This is a genomic window from Williamsia sp. SKLECPSW1, assembly GCF_054332755.1.
The window spans coordinates 435,994-451,188 of sequence record NZ_JBTGLI010000002.1; the positions used below are offsets into that span (position 1 = coordinate 435,994).

Consider the following 15,195-nt stretch of genomic DNA (forward strand, 5'->3'; position numbering starts at 1 on the left):
ATTCAATAACGACGTCTACAGATCGCCGGATTCGGCGAGCGCGGACAACCGGGCCGCGATCTGCCGTCCGCGAACCTGCGGGGCGTGCTGGTAGCGGAGCGCCGCGGCCGGTGTGGTGTGCCCGAGCCGGTCCATGAGCTCGGCGAGAGTGGCACCCGAGACGGCGGCGAGCGTCGCGCCGGTGTGCCGCAGGTCGTGGAATCGGAGATCCGGTCGACCGGCCGCGGCCCGAGCTCGGTAGAAGTGCCGGTAGAGCGTCGAGGGCTGTAGGTGCTCGCCGCTGTCGTTCGGGAACAGCAAATCCGAGAGGCGGGGCCCGACGTGCCGCTCGAGGTGCTCGGCGACGAGCGGCATGAGGTGCGGCGGTAGGTCGACGACGCGGACACCAGCGTCAGACTTCGGCGTGCCGATCGAGTAGACGCCGCCGACGCGCACAGCGGCGCGGGTGATCGAGACGGTCGCCGCCTCGAGGTCGACGTCGGATCTGCGGAGCTCGACGAGCTCGCCCTGCCGCATTGCGCCCCACGCCGCGAGCAGCACCATGAGCCGCAGTCGGTCGGGCATCTCGACGACGATCGTGTCGAGCTCGGCGAGCGTGGCGGGCACGGTGCGCGACTTTCGACGTGCGGTCGCGGCACCCTCGACGCGACACGGGTTCGCGGCGACGAGGTCGCGGTTGACGGCGCTCGTCATGATCGTTTTGAGCAGCGAGTACGAGTGTGCGCGGATCGTGTCGCGGCCGGGGGCGAGCGCGGCGTGCCAGCGCCGAACGTCGTCGGCGGTGATCGAGTCGACGCGGTGGTCGCCGAGCGTCGGCAGGATCCGCTCGTCGAGCAGCTTGCGGTAGTGCTCGCGAGTGCGGTCCTTGATCGGGCGCCCGCGCACGGTCCGCGTCGCCAGCCAGTCGTCGCCGAACTCGGCGAGCGTCGGTGCGGGCGTCGCCTCGCGCTCGGCTGCGGCCGGGTTCCACAATCCGCGGTCGATCTCCCGGCGCCGGTCGCCGAGCCACACCTCGGCGTCGACTCGGCTCCCGAACGGCGACGGTGCGGAGTGCGTGCGGCCGTCGGGCCCGCGATAAGTGGCCTTCCACCGCTTGCCGCTTGCCGCTCGGCCGGATCGCGCCGAACTCGCGACGACGTCGCGGCGTGGTCACGGCGTCGCCGATGAGCGACTCGGCGAACTCGCGCGCGTCCGCCTCTGTCTCGAATCCCGACCGGCTCGTCGACGCGCCGTCCTGCGAGTAACGAACGCGCCAACGAGGCTCGCCTCGAGACGTCGAGTACCGGGCGATCGTTGCCACGGGCGCGCTCCTGTTTCGCGCCAGTATCGCGTCCGGCGCTGCCGTAAGTATGTAATAAGAACCTACATTCGTCGCTCTAGTCTGCACTAGATCGCGCTGATACTGTTTTGCTTACCCGCTGGTGAGGCCCATGTTCTCGCAGGTGGAGGGACCGATCTGCGGTGTCCGATATAGCTGGTTCAATCCCAGTATCGCGCACCAGAGTTCCATCACGTCAGCCCCGGTTCCGCACCGGGGCTGACGTGTTTCATGACCTGCTCGTGTCTTCTCGAGCGGAATGCCTCCGGCCCGCGTGCATCGGCCGCTACCTCCCGCCGATCGAGTTTGTCAGGGGTGATCTCGGAAGCGGGTGAACGCCGCTGCCTCCGAGACCGATGGGTGGACCTTGTCTCCGGGGAAACGGCCCGTCAGCGCCGACACGAGGAACGACGCCAAGCCGGCCCGGTCGTAGAGCCGGACCGAGGCCAGGTCGGTGTAAGTACTCCTGCCATGACGGGTCGGTGATGATGTCCAGGAACGTCGGCGTCTCGGTGTAGATGTCCTGCCCTTCGTCGCCGCCGGGAGCGAAGACGAAGAACTCCCCCGAGAATTGGCCAACCCCGTGACGGGTGACGATCCCCCGGTAGTCAGCGGGTGCCTCCCAGCCCAGTTCCTCCTGGAATGCACCCCAGTCGACATCTGCGATGCCGCCGTCTCCCGGCGGCGCGACCAGCGCGAGAAGAACGTCGATGTGGGCGCGGTGCGCGTCGGCCTCCAGACCGGAGTCGTGGCCACGAGCCCCCCGTGCGTCGTGGGCGGTCGTGTCGGTCACGCACAGACGATAGGTCTCGGCAGAAGTCAGTGCCCGCATCCACACCACCCCAGAACACGACGACGCCCCCGGAGCCGAGCTCCGGGGGCGTCGTTCGAATGTGGCTCAGCCGAAGAGTCCACCCAGCAGTCCACCCAGCAGCCCACCGAGGCCGGTGCCGGCGCCGCCGCTGTCGCCACCGGAGCTTCCCGTCAGAAGCAGTCCGAGCAACGTGCCGAGATCTGAAGAGCCCATGGTCGATCCTTTCCCGAATCGGACGCTCCGTGCGCCCGGTAACGGGACAGTAAATCCTCACTGACAAAGCGCGTGTTCGATTAACGAAATTTCTTGGGCGTGGCCGGGGGTTCACGCGGCACCGTTAATGACAACGGTTATCGTTAAGTATGACCCCAACGGCACGCGTACCCGTCACAGTCCTGTCCGGCTTCCTCGGCGCCGGGAAGACGACCCTGCTCAACCACGTGCTCGCCAACCGCGAAGGCCGCCGCGTGGCGGTGATCGTCAACGACATGAGCGAGGTGAACATCGACGCGGCGCTGGTCGACGGACCCCGGGGACGGAGCGCCCTGGACCGCACGGAGGAGAAGCTCGTCGAGCTGACCAACGGATGCATCTGCTGCACCCTGCGCGAGGACCTGATGGAGTCGGTCGGCGCACTGGCCCGCGAGGGACGCTTCGACCAGATGATCATCGAGTCCACCGGCATCTCGGAGCCGATGCCGGTCGCCGCCACCTTCGAGTGGGAGTTCGAGGACGGCACCAGTCTCGGGCAGGTCGCCCGCCTCGACACGATGGTCACCGTGGTCGACGCGTCCACCTTCCTCGGCGAGGTGGCGCGCGGAGCGACACTGGCCGAGCGCGATCTGCAGGCCGCGGAGGGCGACGCCCGCACCATCTCCGATCTCCTCGTCGACCAGGTCGAGTTCGCCGACGTGATCGTCGTGAACAAGACCGATCTCGTCTCCGCCGCGACCGCCGGAGCGGTGACCGCGATGCTGCGTCGCCTGAATCCACGAGCAGAGCTGGTGCACACGGTCGCCGGGGAGGTCGACCTCGCCACCGTCCTCGAGACCGGCCGCTACAGCCCCGATGTCGCCGCCGAACACCCGGACTGGGCCACCGAGATCGCCGAGGGGCACACCCCCGAGACCGAGGAGTACGGGATTTCCTCCACCACCTATCGCGCCGACCGACCGTTCCACCCGCGTCGACTCGCCGAGGCGCTCGGTGAACTGCGAGGCATCCTGCGCAGCAAGGGATTCTGCTGGGTGGCATCCCGACCGGACATCGTCGCCATCTGGTCCCAGGCGGGGCCGAACCTGACACTGGAGCCGGCCGCGGCATGGTCGTCGATCCCCCATGAGCAACCCGGACAGGAGATCGTGTTCATCGGTGTGCACCTGGACCGTTCGGCGCCGGGTCGTCTCCTGGACCCCGCCCTGTTGACCGACGCCGAGATGGCCGGCGGACCGTCGTCGTGGCAGCTCTTCGACGACCCCCTCCCGCCGTGGGCGCCGATCAGCACCCACGCTCACTGATCAGGCGGCGGAGTCCTCGTCCGCCGCGAGTGACACCTCCCTGATGTCGCGACCGTTCGCACGGAAGATCGGTTCGATCGGGACGTCGAGGGCCCGGGCTGTGTTCGCCAGCAGACGGGCCCACCCGACGTCCCAAGGAGAGACGCCGTTGCGGCCGGGTCGCGTCAGCAACAGGGCGAACCCGTGGACGTGATCCTCGCTACCGTGGATCATCTCGGACAACCGCAGCATCAGCACGTCGGCGAGGTACGGGTCCGGCACGGGCGTTCGCTCCACCTGGAAGACAACCTTGTGGAGCGTGCTGTCGAAGTGGACCGGCGCAACCCACACAAGAGACTCCGAGAAGCCGAGCGGCCCCATCAGAGCGCACCAACGCTGTCGGAGCTCCTCGGGAGATGTGAACGGGTTCTCTGCGGTCTCGATGGGCGGGATCGGGTCGTCGATGGTCATACTCGGCACCCTGGCGTTCCGACCGTCAGCTGACAATCGGCCTGTCCACAGGCGGCCCAGGTGTGGACAGATGGCTTGACCGGCGCGCCGTGGACACGATCTCCTGTGCTGAGATGTGTCCATGGCGTCCCCGCAGATCGAGACCGTGACCGACGTAGCCGAGGCCGCCGCCGTGGCATCGGTTGCGGCGGTGACGTTCCCGCTCGCCTGCCCGCCCGGGACGACATCGGAGTCCACCGACGCGTTCATCGCGGCCACCCTCACCCCGTCGCACTTCGCCGAGCACATCACCGCACCCGACCGCGACGTCCTCGTCGCTCGGGACACGGGTGGGGCGATCGTCGGCTACACGCTCATCGTCCACTCCGAGCCGTCGGATCCCGAGGTGTGCGAGGCGATCCCGGTCCGTCCCGTCACCGAGGTGTCGAAGGTGTACGTCCTGGAGTCCGCGCACGGATCGGGAATCGCGCAGGCCCTGGTCGCGACCTCACTCGACCGCGCCGCCCGGCGCGGCAGCGTCGCAGCCTGGCTCGGGGTCAGCAACGTCAACCTCCGCGCCCAACGCTTCTACACGAAGGCAGGATTCCGCATCGTCGGCCGGAAGTCGTTCTGGCTCGGCGGGATCGAGGAGCGTGACTACGTGATGCTCCGCGAACTCGGCGAGACGACGCCGTCGGTCTAGTTGGCCGACTCGGCGAACCGCGACAACGCCAGCAGTCGTGACGTCGCGCGCAGGTACTTCTTGCGGTACCCGCCGGCGAGCATCTCCTCGGTGAAGAGTTCGTCGATCTTCCCGCCGGACACCATCAGTGGGATCCCGGAGTCGTAGAGACGGTCGGCCAGCACGACGAGGCGCAGGGCGACGGTCTGGTCCGGGGCGGCGTGCACCCCGGAGACGCATGCGAGCGTGACCCCCTCGACGAGCGCCTTGTACTTCGACGGGTGCAGGGTGCCGAGGTGCTTGCAGAGCGCGTCGAACTCGTCGAGCGTCGCACCCTCGGTGCGCTCGGCGAGGTCGGCCAGTTCGGCATCGGTGTGCGGATCCGGTGCCGGCGGCAGATCGCGGTGGCGGTAGTCGGGTCCGTCGACCCGCACGGTGTCGAAGACACCCGCCAGCTTCCGGATCTCCCGCAGGAAGTCCTGCGCGGCGAACCGCCCCTCCCCCAACTGGCCGGGCAGGGTGTTGGACGTCGCGGCGATGGACACGCCCTTCGCGGTCAGCTCGGTCAGCAGGCGCGAGACGAGCATCGTGTCGCCGGGGTCGTCGAGTTCGAACTCGTCGATGCAGATGACGCTGTGCTGCGAGAGGCGCTCCACCGACGCCGTGAACCCGAGTGCCCCGACGACGTGGGTCAGCTCGACGAAGGTCGCGAACGCCTTCGGCTCGGGCATCTCGTGGTAGATCGACGCCAGCAGGTGGGTCTTGCCGACGCCGAACCCGCCGTCGAGATAGAGGCCGACGCCCTGGCCCGGAGTGCGTTTGCCGAACAGACTCCGCTTGCCCGTGCGCGCCGCCTGAGCCCGGGCCACGAAGTCCCGACCGGCCTCGACCGCCGCCGCCTGCGAGGGCTCGTCCGGATCGGGGATGTAGGACTCGAAGCTGACGTCGTCGAACATCGGCGGCGGCACCATCTGGTCCACCAGAGCCTCCGGCGCCACCTGTGGCGTGCGGTCGACAAGACGTGCGGTCATCCGCTGACAGTAGCGACGACATGGACAATGAACGGATGTACCTCGTCCAGAAGGCGACCCAGGTCACAGTCGACGACGCCGAACTGCGCCGGCTGTACGCCTATCCGGAACCCGGACATCCCGATCCCCGATGCCATGTCCGGGTCAACATGGTCACCTCCCTCGACGGCGCCGCGACACGCGACGGGGCGTCCGCCGGACTCGGCGGTGACGGCGACAAGCAGATATTCGGAGTCCTGCGCGACCTCGCCGACGTGGTCCTCGTCGGGTCGGGCACCGTCACCGGTGAGGACTACGGGCCGATCGACCCCGACCCGCGCGACGCCACCCTGCCGACGCTGGCCATCGTCTCCGGATCGCTGAACCTGAACGCCGATTCCCCAGCCGTCACGGCACCCCAGACCACCGTCCTCACCTGCGTCTCCGCCCCCGAGGATCGTCGCAGGCGCCTGGTCGACGCCGGGGCGACGCTGGTCGACTGCGGCACCGACGGCGTGGACCTCACACGCGCCCTGGCCCATCTGGCCTCCCGCGGGCGGTGGCGGGTGCTCAGCGAGGGCGGCCCCGGGCTGCTCGGACGTCTCACCGCCGCCGACCTGGTCGACGAGCTCTGCCTCACCATCGGCCCCAGCCTGCTCGCCGGGTCGGCCGGTCGGATCGGCCACAGCGACGGTGACATCGATCCGCGCACGATGACCCGCGATCACGTCCTGGCCGACGACGAGGGATTCCTCTTCACACGGTGGTCGCGCGCCGCCGGGGACCGCTGAGTCCGCCCGACGCCGCACCGACCTGCGGCACGACGGGCACCGCGGGGGACCTGACTACAGTCGCCGACATGCGCCCGACCACGACGCCGCGGACAGCCTCCCCGCGACGACCGCGTCGTCACCTGTTCGGCGTGCTGACCCTCCTGCTCGTCGCCGCCACGGTCGCGGCCTGCGCGATCGGGCCCGACACCGGTCCCCCGCTCATCGTCGACGACGGTGGCGGGGTGGGCGCCCCGACCTCGGTCCCCGCGCAGCCCCCGACACTGGCCGCACCCCGCAACGACCTCAACTGGCGTCCCTGCCCGAGCGACCTCGCCTCCCGGTTCGGCCTCCCCGCACCCGCCGGCGACGTCCGGCTCGACTGCGCGAGCTACGACGCGACGATCACCCCCGGCGTCGCGACGCGCGACACCGTCGAGATCTCCGCCGTCCGCATCCGCCTCACCTCCACGCCGACCTCGGGCGCTCCCCTCGTCGTCACGGCCGGGACCGACATGCCGTCGTCGGTGGTGGGGATCCTCATGGCCGACGGCCCCGGCCGCGCCCTGCTGGCCGATCACCCGCTCGTCGCCATCGACCGGCGCGGGACGGGGTCGAGCGCCCCGCTGGACTGCTTCACCCGGTCGGAACGGTCGATCGTCCTGGACAACGGGCTGACACCGACCACCCGGACCGCCGACGCGCGCGAGAACCTGCTGGCAACCACCGCCGCCGAGGCAGCCGACGCCTGCACCGAGACCCTCAGCCCGTATCAGCTGGCGTACACCGCGGCGAACGCAGCCGGGGACCTCGAACAACTCCGACGGACCTGGGGTGTCGACCGCATCGGACTCATCGGTGTCGGCTCCGGGGCGGACGTGGCGCTCGCCTACGCCGGGCTCTACCGCGATCGGGTGGGGCGCCTCGTCCTGGACACCCCGGCCCTCTACGGTGCGTCGGTCCGCGACCGTGCCCAGCAGGTCGCCGCGGGCACCGACGCCGCCATCGCCGGATTCGCCTCCGACTGCGCATCGCAGGGGTGTCCGCTCGGGGCCGACCCCGGTGCCGCCATCCGATCGCTCGTGGCGCAAGGGGCCCAGGGCCGTCTCGGCGATCTCTCCGACTCCGACGTGCTGGCCGCACTGACCACGGAGATCGCGCTCACCACCACCGACCGCGCCTCCACGATCGCCCGCGTCGCCGGATTGCTCGCCTCGGGTGACTCGCCCGCCCTGACCGCGGCGGTCGACCGTGCACGGGCTCTGCGGGGCACCGACGGCCAGTTGCTCTCCCGGTGCAACGACGCCAGCAGTTCCATCGGGCAGACCGACGTCACCGCGCTGGAACAGGCATGGCGGGACCGCTACCCGTACACCGGCTCACAGACGGCGTTGTCGCTGCTGCGCTGCGCCGGTTGGCCCGCCGGCCCCGCGGCGCCCCGCCCACTCGGTTTCGACGTGCCCATCCTCATCCTGACCAGCGGTTTCGACACCATCAACGGCGGTACCGGGGCTGGGGCGCTGACACCGCTCATCCTCACCGCCGGCGGGACGGCGTCGACGATCACCTACGACGGGCCGGGGTTCTCGGTCGCCGCACACTCCGACTGCGCCGCCGACATCGTCACCCGCTACGCCCGTTCGGGCGACGTCCCCCCGTCAGGGGCATGTCCGTCCTGACCCCCGACGCCGTGCGCCCAGCGGCGCCTCGGATGAGCGGGGACCGCGGCGTAGTACGGTTCGCGGGTGCCGCTTGACCTCTCTGCGCGCAGCGATGCCCGTCTCTTCCCGGCGATCCCGACCGATCGGATCGTCGCGCTGATCCTGTGGCCGATCACCGTCGTGCTCGTCCTGCAGCGCTCGATCATCATGGGCGTCAACGGAGATCGAACCGACGACTTCCGGCCCGTGTACGAGGCCGCGCTGGCGTTCCTCAACGGTCGCGCCGTCTACGGCGAGAACTACGACACCGTGGACCCGCACTATCTGTACCCACCGTCGGGCACCCTGCTGATGTCGCCGATGGCCTACATCGACCCCGAACGGGCACGCTGGATCTTCATCGCGATCTCCGTTGTCGCGCTCATCGTGTCGGCGTATCTGCTGGTGCGGATGTTCGGGTTCGACGGCCGCTCCGTCGCGTTCCCGGTGGTGCTGTTCTTCTTCTTCTGCACCGAGACCGTCGCGCACACACTGATCTTCACGAACTTCAACTCGTTCGTGCTGCTGGGTGAGATCGCGTTCCTGATGCTGATGCTGCGCCGCCGGGACTGGTGGGCAGGCGTACCGATCGGGATCACCCTGGCGGTCAAGCCCGTCCTCGCGCCACTGCTGCTGTTGCCGTTGCTCAACCGGCAATGGCGGGTGTTCGCCGGCGCGGTGGGGATCCCGCTGGTGCTCACCGCACTCGCGTGGCCGCTGTCGGCGGATCCCGTCGAGTTCATCAAGCGCACCGTGCCCTATCTCGGTGAGGCGCGCGACTACTACAACAGTTCGATCGTGGGCAACGGCGCCTACTTCGGGGTACAGCCGTGGCTGCTCTACGGGCTGCGGATCGCGTGCGTGCTGATGGCCGTCTTCTGCCTGTGGTTCCTCTACCGGCACTACCGGCGCACCGACGAACTGATGTGGGCTGCCACCTCCAGCGGCGTCCTGCTGGTCACGTCGTTCCTGGTGTCCTCGCTCGGCCAGGGCTACTACTCGATGTTGCTGTTCCCGCTCCTCATGACGGTCGTCCGGCCGGGGTCGGTGATGCGCAACTGGCCCGCCTGGCTCGGAGTCGTCGGATGCATGACGTTCGACTCGTTCCTGTCGAAGCGATGGGCCGCGTTCGGCCGGATCCTCGAGTACAACAAGGTCACCTGGGGATGGTCGCTGCTCCTGATCGCGATCTTCTGTGTGCTGCTGTTCCGGTGGCTCGATCTGCGCGCCCAGCGCGAGACCCCGGGTGTCGACAGCCCGCGCGCTACCGTGGAGGCATGAGCGTCGATCGCACCGGCACCACTCCCCCCGTCCAGAAGACCGACGAGGAATGGCGCGCGCAGCTGACCCCCGAGGAGTACCGGGTCCTGCGTCAGGCGGGCACCGAGGCACCCTTCGTCGGTGAGTACACCGACACCAAGACCGTCGGTGTCTACCGCTGCCGCGCCTGCGACGCCGAGCTGTTCCGCAGCGAGCAGAAGTTCGACTCGCACTGCGGGTGGCCGTCGTTCTTCAGCCCGCTGGCCGGCGACGCGATCATCGAACACGAGGACCGCTCGATGGGCATGCTCCGCACCGAGGTCCTCTGCGCGAACTGCGGCAGCCACCTCGGCCATGTCTTCGCCGGCGAGGGCTACGACACCCCCACCGACCTGCGCTACTGCATCAACAGTGTGTCGATGCGCCTCGAGGAGGCCTGAGGCCGCTGCGCCTGGGCGCCCGACACGTCAGGGCAACGCGGCGACGAGCTGGTCGACCTCGACGCGGGGTCCGGTGTAGAACGGGACCTCCTCGCGGACGTGCAGGCGGGCCTCGGTCGCCCGCAGATCGCGCATGAGGTCGACGATGCGGTGCAGCTCGGGGGCCTCGAACGCCAGGATCCACTCGTAGTCGCCAAGCGCGAACGACGCGACGGTGTTCGCGCGGACGTCCTTGTACTCGCGGGCGGCCTTGCCGTGGTCGGCGAGCATCGTCCGGCGCTCCGCGTCAGGAAGCAGGTACCACTCGTAGCTGCGGACGAACGGGTAGACGCAGATGTAGGCGCCCGCCTCCTCACCCGCGAGGAACGCAGGGACATGGCTCTTGTTGAACTCCGCGGGACGGTGCAACGCCGCGTTGCTCCACACCGCCGTGCTCGCCCGCCCGAGGGTGGTGGTGCGCCGGAAGTCGGCGTAGGCGCGCTGGAGATCCTCGATGTGCTCGGCGTGCCACCAGATCATGAAGTCGGCGTCGGCGCGCATCCCGGCGACGTCGTACAGGCCGCGGACGACGACGCCCGTGGTCTCCAGCTTCTCGACGAACTCGCGGGTCTCGGCGATGACATCGGTGCGGTCGGCCGGGAGTTCACCCGGACGCACCGAGAACACCGAGAACATCAGGTAACGGACGGTGGAGTTCAGAGCGGCGTAGTCGAGACGGGTCATGCGCCCATCGTGCCACCGTGCTCGGGGCGATCGGCCGTGAGATGCGCGACGATCCGGTCGGCGGCGACCCGGGCGCGCGCGATGCACGCAGGGACCCCCACACCCGCGTAGGTGGCGCCGCATGTGGCGACGCCGGTGGGCAGAGCTGCGTCGGCGGCGGCGACGAGGTTCCCGTGACCGGGTGCATAACGCGGCAACCCGATCGGCCAGCGCTGGACCGCGGTGTCGAGGACGTCGGTGTCGCGGGGTGCACGCGCCCCTGCGAGGTCACACACGAGACCGAGGTCGGCGATCGCCGCCCGGACGAGATGGGCGTCGTCGACGTCGTCGACCGGGTCCCCGAGTCGTCCGAACGAGACGCGGACCAGCCGCGGGCCCGCACCGAGATGCGGCCACTTCTGCGAGCTGAGGGTGATCGCCTTCGCGGTCGTGGCCTCCCCCGTCGCCATGAGGACACCGGAGTGGTCGGGCAGGTCCACCGTCTCGCCGAGGGCCAGCAGCACGAGTGCCGAGCCGGCCACCTGCACCTGGCCGAGGGGCGACTGCCGTTGCGCCGCATCGCCGCTCAACAGCCGCGCCGCCGCGGGCGCCGGGGTGGCGAGGACCACCGCGTCGCAGGGCAGGTCGGGTCCGTCACCGACGCCGAGCACCCACCGGTCGCCGTCCCTGCCCATCGCGGTGACCGGGGCGTCGTAGCGGGGAGTCACGCCGGCGGCGTCGATCAGGGCGTCGACGAGCGTGCGGTACCCGCCGCGCAGTGCGCCGAAGACCGGGGTGTCGGACGGAGGCGGGAGCACGGCCCCGATCGCCGCGGTGAGACTTCCCGCACCCGCGTCGAGCCGGGCCGCGATCTGCGGCAGTGCCGCGCGCAGCCCGATGTCGTCGGCGCGGGCGGAGTACACCCCCGACAGCATCGGGTCGACGCTGCGGTCGACGACCGACCGGCCGAACCGCTCCCCGACGAGAGCTCCGATCGCCACGTCGTCGCCCGGCGTCCACCGGAACGCACGGTCGGGTTCGTCGGCCATCAGGGCGAGATCCGAGTCGTCGGCGACGGCGACGACCGCGTCGGGTGTGGCCGGGATGCCCATCACCGTGGGCCGTGGCAGGGGCTGCAGCGTTCCGCGGGCGAGCACGGCGGGCCGGCGTCCGGTCGGCGTCACGACGTGCTCGGACAGTCCGAGCCGGTCGACGAGGGCGAGCGCCTCGGGGCGTCGGACGATGAACGACTCCGCGCCGGCGTCGACATCGACCCCGGCCACGGTGCGTGACGTGAGGAGCCCACCGGGGCGCGACGACGCCTCCAGCACGTCGATCTGTGCATCCGGATCGAGCGCATCCCGCAGCGTGAGCGCGGCGGTCAGGCCGGACACGCCGGCACCGACGACCGCGACGCGGACCGGACCGGTCACGCCGAGTGGACGAGCTCGACGATCCGGGTGAGCACGTCGGGATCGGTGGACGGCAGCACACCGTGACCGAGGTTGACGATGTGGCCGGTCGCGCCGGCGGCGACGGCGGCCTCACCCTCGGCGAGCACCCGGCGCACCTCGGCCTCGACGACCTCCCACGGCGCCGACAGCACCGAGGGGTCGATGTTGCCCTGGACCGCCTTGCCGGGCCCGATCCGTCGAGCGGCGACATCCAGCGGGATCCGCCAGTCGACCCCGACGACGTCGGCGCCGACCGCACCCATCTCGTGCAGCAGCTCGCCGGTGTTGACGCCGAAGTGGATCCGGGGGCGGCCGTAGTCGGCGACCTCGGCCAGCACACGGCGTGTCTGCGGCGCGACGAACCGCTGGTAGTCGGCCAGTGACAGAGCGCCGGCCCAGGAGTCGAACAGCTGGACCGCGTGGACACCGGCGTCGAGTTGGACACGCAGGAACGTGATGGTGATGTCGGCGAGCGCCGCGAGCAGACGCTCCCAGGTCTGCGGCTCACCGTGCATGAGCGCCTTGGTGCGCTCGTAGTTCCGGCTCGGACCGCCCTCGACGAGGTAGGACGCGAGGGTGAAGGGGGCACCGGCGAACCCGATCAACGCGGTGGCGTCGGGCAGGTCGGCGAGGATCGCCCCGATCCCCTTGGCGATCGACCCCACCTCACCCGGGACGAGTCGCGGGAGTGCGTCGACGGCGGCGCGGTCGCGCACCGGCGAGGCGATGACCGGGCCGGTACCGCTGACGATGTCGAGGTCGATGCCCGCCGCGCGCAGCGGCACGACGATGTCCGAGAAGAGGATCGCCGCGTCGACCCCGTGCCTGCGGACGGGCTGGAGCGTGATCTCGGCGAGCAGGTCGGCGTCGAAGCAGGACTCCAGCATCCCGCGGTCGGCGCGGATCGCCCGGTACTCCGGCAGCGATCGTCCCGCCTGCCGCATGAACCACACCGGACGCCGCGACGGGGTCGCGCCGGTCGCGGCCGCGATCAGGGGCATACGGCGTACGGGGCCCGGCGTCTGCTGGCTCATCACCGCCCCATGGTCCCACGCGCCCCGTGCTCCCCTGTCCCGCGCTCTCCCGTCCCCCTGCTCGCCGCTCCGCCGGGCAGTCCGTCGCCCGGCGCGCCTCCTGCGTACGAGCCCCTCCTGTGCCTACCGTGCTCAGGTGACCTCATCCGGGGCTCGCACGGAGCCCGACGATTTCCGTAGCGCGGTCGACTCGATGCACGCTGCGCGTATCCGACCCGACATCGAGGTCGGCAGTATTCGTCCGCCCCAGCGACTCGCCCCCTTCAGCCATGCGATCGGGGCGGAGGTCCGCACCATCGACCCCGACTCCTCGCAGATCCCCACCGACTCCGACGGCAGCGCGTTCGGGCGTCTGATCCTGTTGTACGACCCCGAGGGCCAAGACGCCTGGAACGGCACCATGCGTCTCGTCGCGTTCATCCAGGCCGAGGTGGAGGCCGCACTGGCCACCGATCCCCTGCTGCCGGAGGTGGCGTGGAGCTGGCTCGTCGACGCGTTGTCGGGTGAGCCGTTGTCGGACACCACCGTGACCGCGCTCGGCGGCACCGTGACCTCGACGACGTCGGTTCGCTACGGCGACATCTCCGGTCCGCCCCGCGCGCACCAACTCGAACTACGGGCGTCGTGGACGGCACTCAGTGTCGACCTCGCGGCCCACGTCGAGGCGTTCTGCGACGTCCTGTCCCTGGCCGCCGGTCTGCCGCCGAGCGGTGTCACGACGCTCGGTGTCGGCGACCGCGTCACCTGACACGGATGACGCCACCGCCCGACAACGCACCCGACCCCGGCGAGTCCGATGCCACACCGGCCGACGCCGAACCGACAGTCGTCCCGTTGGCGCATCCCGCCGACGGTGTGCCGCCGGTGTTGTCGTCGCCGGAGGAGTTCGCCGACGCCGCCCGACGGATCGCGGCCGGTCACGGTCCGATCGCCCTCGACACCGAGCGCGCCTCCGGCTTCCGGTACTCCAACCGTGCGTATCTGATCCAGATCAAGCGGACCGACGCGGGCAGCTTTCTCGTCGACCCGATCGACCACCCGGATGCCCTCGGGCCGCTGATCGAGGCGCTCGACGGGCCCCAATGGGTGCTGCACGCCGCCGACCAGGATCTGCCCTGCCTGCGAGAGCTCGACTTCGTCTGCGCCGATCTCTTCGACACCGAACTCGCCGGCCGGTTGCTGGGGCTGCCGCGCGTCAACTTGGCCGCGATGGTGGCGCATTTCCTCGAACTGGGTCTGGCCAAGGGGCACGGTGCGGCGGACTGGTCCAAGCGGCCGCTCCCGGACGACTGGCTGAACTACGCCGCGCTCGACGTCGAGGTGCTCGTCGAACTGCGTGACGCCGTGGCGGCCGCCCTCGAGGAGTCGGGCAAGACCCGTTGGGCCGCCGAGGAGTTCGACCACGTGCGGACCAAACCGGATCCTGCGCCCCGTCCGGACCGGTGGCGACGCACCTCGGGTCTGCACACCGTGAAGTCGCCGCGCACCCTGGCCGCGGTGCGCGAGTTGTGGACAGCTCGCGAGGAGGTCGCGGCGAACCGCGACATCGCGCCCGGTCGGGTGCTGCCGGACTCGGCGATCGTCGCCGCCGCCACCGCCGCGCCCACCTCGGTCGACGAGCTGGTCGCGCTGCCGGTGTTCGGGGGACACCGCCAACGCCGTTCTGCGCGACGATGGTTCGACGCACTCGACCGCGCGCGTCGCCTCCCGGACTCCGAACTGCCGCCCCGGACCGCTCGGAGCGTGGGCCTGCCCGCCGTCAACCGGTGGTCGCATCGGAACCCCGCTGCCGCCGACCGGATCGCTGCGGTGCGGCCGGCGATGGCCGCTCTCTCCGAGACGGTGTCCACCCCCGTCGAGAACCTGCTCCAGCCCGACCTGCTCCGTCAGATCTGTTGGGACGGAGTCGATCCCGCGACCGACGACGCCGTGGGAGATCGGTTGCGGTCGCTCGGTGCCCGACCATGGCAGGCCGAACTGTGCGGGCCGGTGATCGCCGGGGCCATGCGAAAGGCCGTCGAGACCGAACCGCCGGAGGAGACCACCCCTAACGGCTGACGGCGGC

The 15,195-nt window shown here is 70.3% G+C and carries 15 protein-coding genes and 1 pseudogene; 8 read left to right on the forward strand and 8 right to left on the reverse strand.

Features of this window, described 5'->3' with window-relative positions; all coding sequences use genetic code 11:
• Nucleotides 1–15: 15 nt before the first annotated feature.
• From ACXVUM_RS17890 to ACXVUM_RS17900, 3 genes and pseudogenes are all read right to left on the reverse strand, one after another.
• Nucleotides 16–1,153 (reverse strand): annotated as a pseudogene (locus ACXVUM_RS17890) (tyrosine-type recombinase/integrase).
• A gap of 451 nt (nt 1,154–1,604) precedes the next feature.
• Nucleotides 1,605–2,111 (reverse strand): hypothetical protein, encoded by a 507-nt coding sequence (locus ACXVUM_RS17895; protein WP_458523266.1) that lies wholly within the window; start codon nt 2,109–2,111, stop codon nt 1,605–1,607.
• 105 nt (nt 2,112–2,216) lie between these two features.
• Nucleotides 2,217–2,345 carry a hypothetical protein gene (locus ACXVUM_RS17900; RefSeq protein WP_458523267.1) on the reverse strand — a complete coding sequence of 43 codons (129 nt, stop codon included), beginning with the start codon at nt 2,343–2,345 and terminating at the stop codon, nt 2,217–2,219.
• A gap of 149 nt (nt 2,346–2,494) precedes the next feature.
• Here ACXVUM_RS17900 and ACXVUM_RS17905 point away from each other — a divergent pair, with 149 nt between their 5' ends.
• Nucleotides 2,495–3,649, forward strand: coding sequence for a GTP-binding protein (locus ACXVUM_RS17905; RefSeq protein ID WP_458523268.1), 1,155 nt, complete (start codon nt 2,495–2,497; stop codon nt 3,647–3,649).
• Here the strand turns inward: ACXVUM_RS17905 and ACXVUM_RS17910 are convergent, their stop codons facing one another.
• Complete coding sequence (locus ACXVUM_RS17910; protein WP_458523269.1) at nt 3,650–4,099, reverse strand: hypothetical protein; 450 nt, start codon at nt 4,097–4,099, stop codon at nt 3,650–3,652. It lies immediately after the preceding gene.
• Between the two features lie 121 nt (nt 4,100–4,220).
• On the opposite strand from ACXVUM_RS17910, the gene ACXVUM_RS17915 reads away from it, so the two are divergent.
• A complete protein-coding gene (locus ACXVUM_RS17915) occupies nt 4,221–4,781 on the forward strand; it encodes a GNAT family N-acetyltransferase (protein ID WP_458523270.1) in 561 nt (186 codons plus the stop codon).
• Here ACXVUM_RS17915 and zapE read toward each other — a convergent pair.
• Nucleotides 4,778–5,791 carry a cell division protein ZapE gene (gene zapE, locus ACXVUM_RS17920; RefSeq protein ID WP_458523271.1) on the reverse strand — a complete coding sequence of 338 codons (1,014 nt, stop codon included), beginning with the start codon at nt 5,789–5,791 and terminating at the stop codon, nt 4,778–4,780. The two genes, ACXVUM_RS17915 and zapE, sit on opposite strands and share 4 nt — an antisense overlap.
• A 20-nt stretch (nt 5,792–5,811) precedes the next feature.
• On the opposite strand from zapE, the gene ACXVUM_RS17925 reads away from it, so the two are divergent.
• The 4 genes from ACXVUM_RS17925 to msrB all read left to right on the forward strand — a co-directional run bounded on the left by ACXVUM_RS17925 (nt 5,812) and on the right by msrB (nt 9,940).
• Nucleotides 5,812–6,561 (forward strand): pyrimidine reductase family protein, encoded by a 750-nt coding sequence (locus tag ACXVUM_RS17925; RefSeq protein WP_458523272.1) that lies wholly within the window; start codon nt 5,812–5,814, stop codon nt 6,559–6,561.
• A gap of 68 nt (nt 6,562–6,629) precedes the next feature.
• Nucleotides 6,630–8,219: an alpha/beta hydrolase gene (locus ACXVUM_RS17930; protein ID WP_458523273.1), complete on the forward strand. Its 1,590-nt coding sequence runs from the start codon at nt 6,630–6,632 to the stop codon at nt 8,217–8,219.
• 114 nt (nt 8,220–8,333) lie between these two features.
• Nucleotides 8,334–9,521 (forward strand): glycosyltransferase family 87 protein, encoded by a 1,188-nt coding sequence (locus ACXVUM_RS17935; RefSeq protein ID WP_458523553.1) that lies wholly within the window; start codon nt 8,334–8,336, stop codon nt 9,519–9,521.
• Nucleotides 9,518–9,940, forward strand: a complete 423-nt coding sequence (msrB, locus tag ACXVUM_RS17940; protein ID WP_458523274.1) for a peptide-methionine (R)-S-oxide reductase MsrB — start codon at nt 9,518–9,520, stop codon at nt 9,938–9,940. The genes ACXVUM_RS17935 and msrB overlap by 4 nt, the downstream gene beginning before the upstream one ends.
• A 27-nt stretch (nt 9,941–9,967) precedes the next feature.
• Here msrB and hemQ read toward each other — a convergent pair whose 3' ends face one another.
• Genes hemQ through hemE form a run of 3 tightly spaced genes read right to left on the reverse strand, consistent with a single transcriptional unit; the run spans nt 9,968 to nt 13,130 of the window.
• The gene (gene hemQ / locus ACXVUM_RS17945; protein WP_458523275.1) at nt 9,968–10,663 is read right to left on the reverse strand and encodes a hydrogen peroxide-dependent heme synthase; all 696 of its coding nucleotides are present in this window, start codon (nt 10,661–10,663) and stop codon (nt 9,968–9,970) included.
• A complete protein-coding gene (gene hemG / locus ACXVUM_RS17950) occupies nt 10,660–12,075 on the reverse strand; it encodes a protoporphyrinogen oxidase (protein ID WP_458523276.1) in 1,416 nt (471 codons plus the stop codon). The genes hemQ and hemG overlap by 4 nt, the downstream gene beginning before the upstream one ends.
• Entirely contained in the window at nt 12,072–13,130 is a 1,059-nt protein-coding gene (gene hemE, locus ACXVUM_RS17955) for a uroporphyrinogen decarboxylase (RefSeq protein WP_458523554.1), read from the reverse strand. The genes hemG and hemE overlap by 4 nt, the downstream gene beginning before the upstream one ends.
• A 136-nt stretch (nt 13,131–13,266) precedes the next feature.
• Between hemE and ACXVUM_RS17960 the strand changes: the two genes are divergently transcribed.
• A complete protein-coding gene (locus ACXVUM_RS17960) occupies nt 13,267–13,878 on the forward strand; it encodes a DUF3000 domain-containing protein (RefSeq protein ID WP_458523277.1) in 612 nt (203 codons plus the stop codon).
• A 5-nt stretch (nt 13,879–13,883) separates the two neighbouring features.
• Nucleotides 13,884–15,188 carry an HRDC domain-containing protein gene (locus ACXVUM_RS17965; RefSeq protein WP_458523278.1) on the forward strand — a complete coding sequence of 435 codons (1,305 nt, stop codon included), beginning with the start codon at nt 13,884–13,886 and terminating at the stop codon, nt 15,186–15,188.
• Nucleotides 15,189–15,195: the final 7 nt, after the last annotated feature.

Coding starts and splice junctions, on each gene's coding strand:
- ACXVUM_RS17965 (WP_458523278.1), top strand. CDS start 13,884: ATGACGCCACCGCCCGACAACGCACCCGACCCCGGCGAGTCCGATGCC.
- ACXVUM_RS17905 (WP_458523268.1), top strand. CDS start 2,495: ATGACCCCAACGGCACGCGTACCCGTCACAGTCCTGTCCGGCTTCCTC.
- msrB (WP_458523274.1), top strand. CDS start 9,518: ATGAGCGTCGATCGCACCGGCACCACTCCCCCCGTCCAGAAGACCGAC.
- ACXVUM_RS17915 (WP_458523270.1), top strand. CDS start 4,221: ATGGCGTCCCCGCAGATCGAGACCGTGACCGACGTAGCCGAGGCCGCC.
- ACXVUM_RS17925 (WP_458523272.1), top strand. CDS start 5,812: ATGGACAATGAACGGATGTACCTCGTCCAGAAGGCGACCCAGGTCACA.
- zapE (WP_458523271.1), bottom strand. CDS start 5,791: ATGACCGCACGTCTTGTCGACCGCACGCCACAGGTGGCGCCGGAGGCT.
- hemQ (WP_458523275.1), bottom strand. CDS start 10,663: ATGACCCGTCTCGACTACGCCGCTCTGAACTCCACCGTCCGTTACCTG.
- ACXVUM_RS17930 (WP_458523273.1), top strand. CDS start 6,630: ATGCGCCCGACCACGACGCCGCGGACAGCCTCCCCGCGACGACCGCGT.
- ACXVUM_RS17910 (WP_458523269.1), bottom strand. CDS start 4,099: ATGACCATCGACGACCCGATCCCGCCCATCGAGACCGCAGAGAACCCG.
- ACXVUM_RS17900 (WP_458523267.1), bottom strand. CDS start 2,345: ATGGGCTCTTCAGATCTCGGCACGTTGCTCGGACTGCTTCTGACGGGA.
- hemE (WP_458523554.1), bottom strand. CDS start 13,130: ATGAGCCAGCAGACGCCGGGCCCCGTACGCCGTATGCCCCTGATCGCG.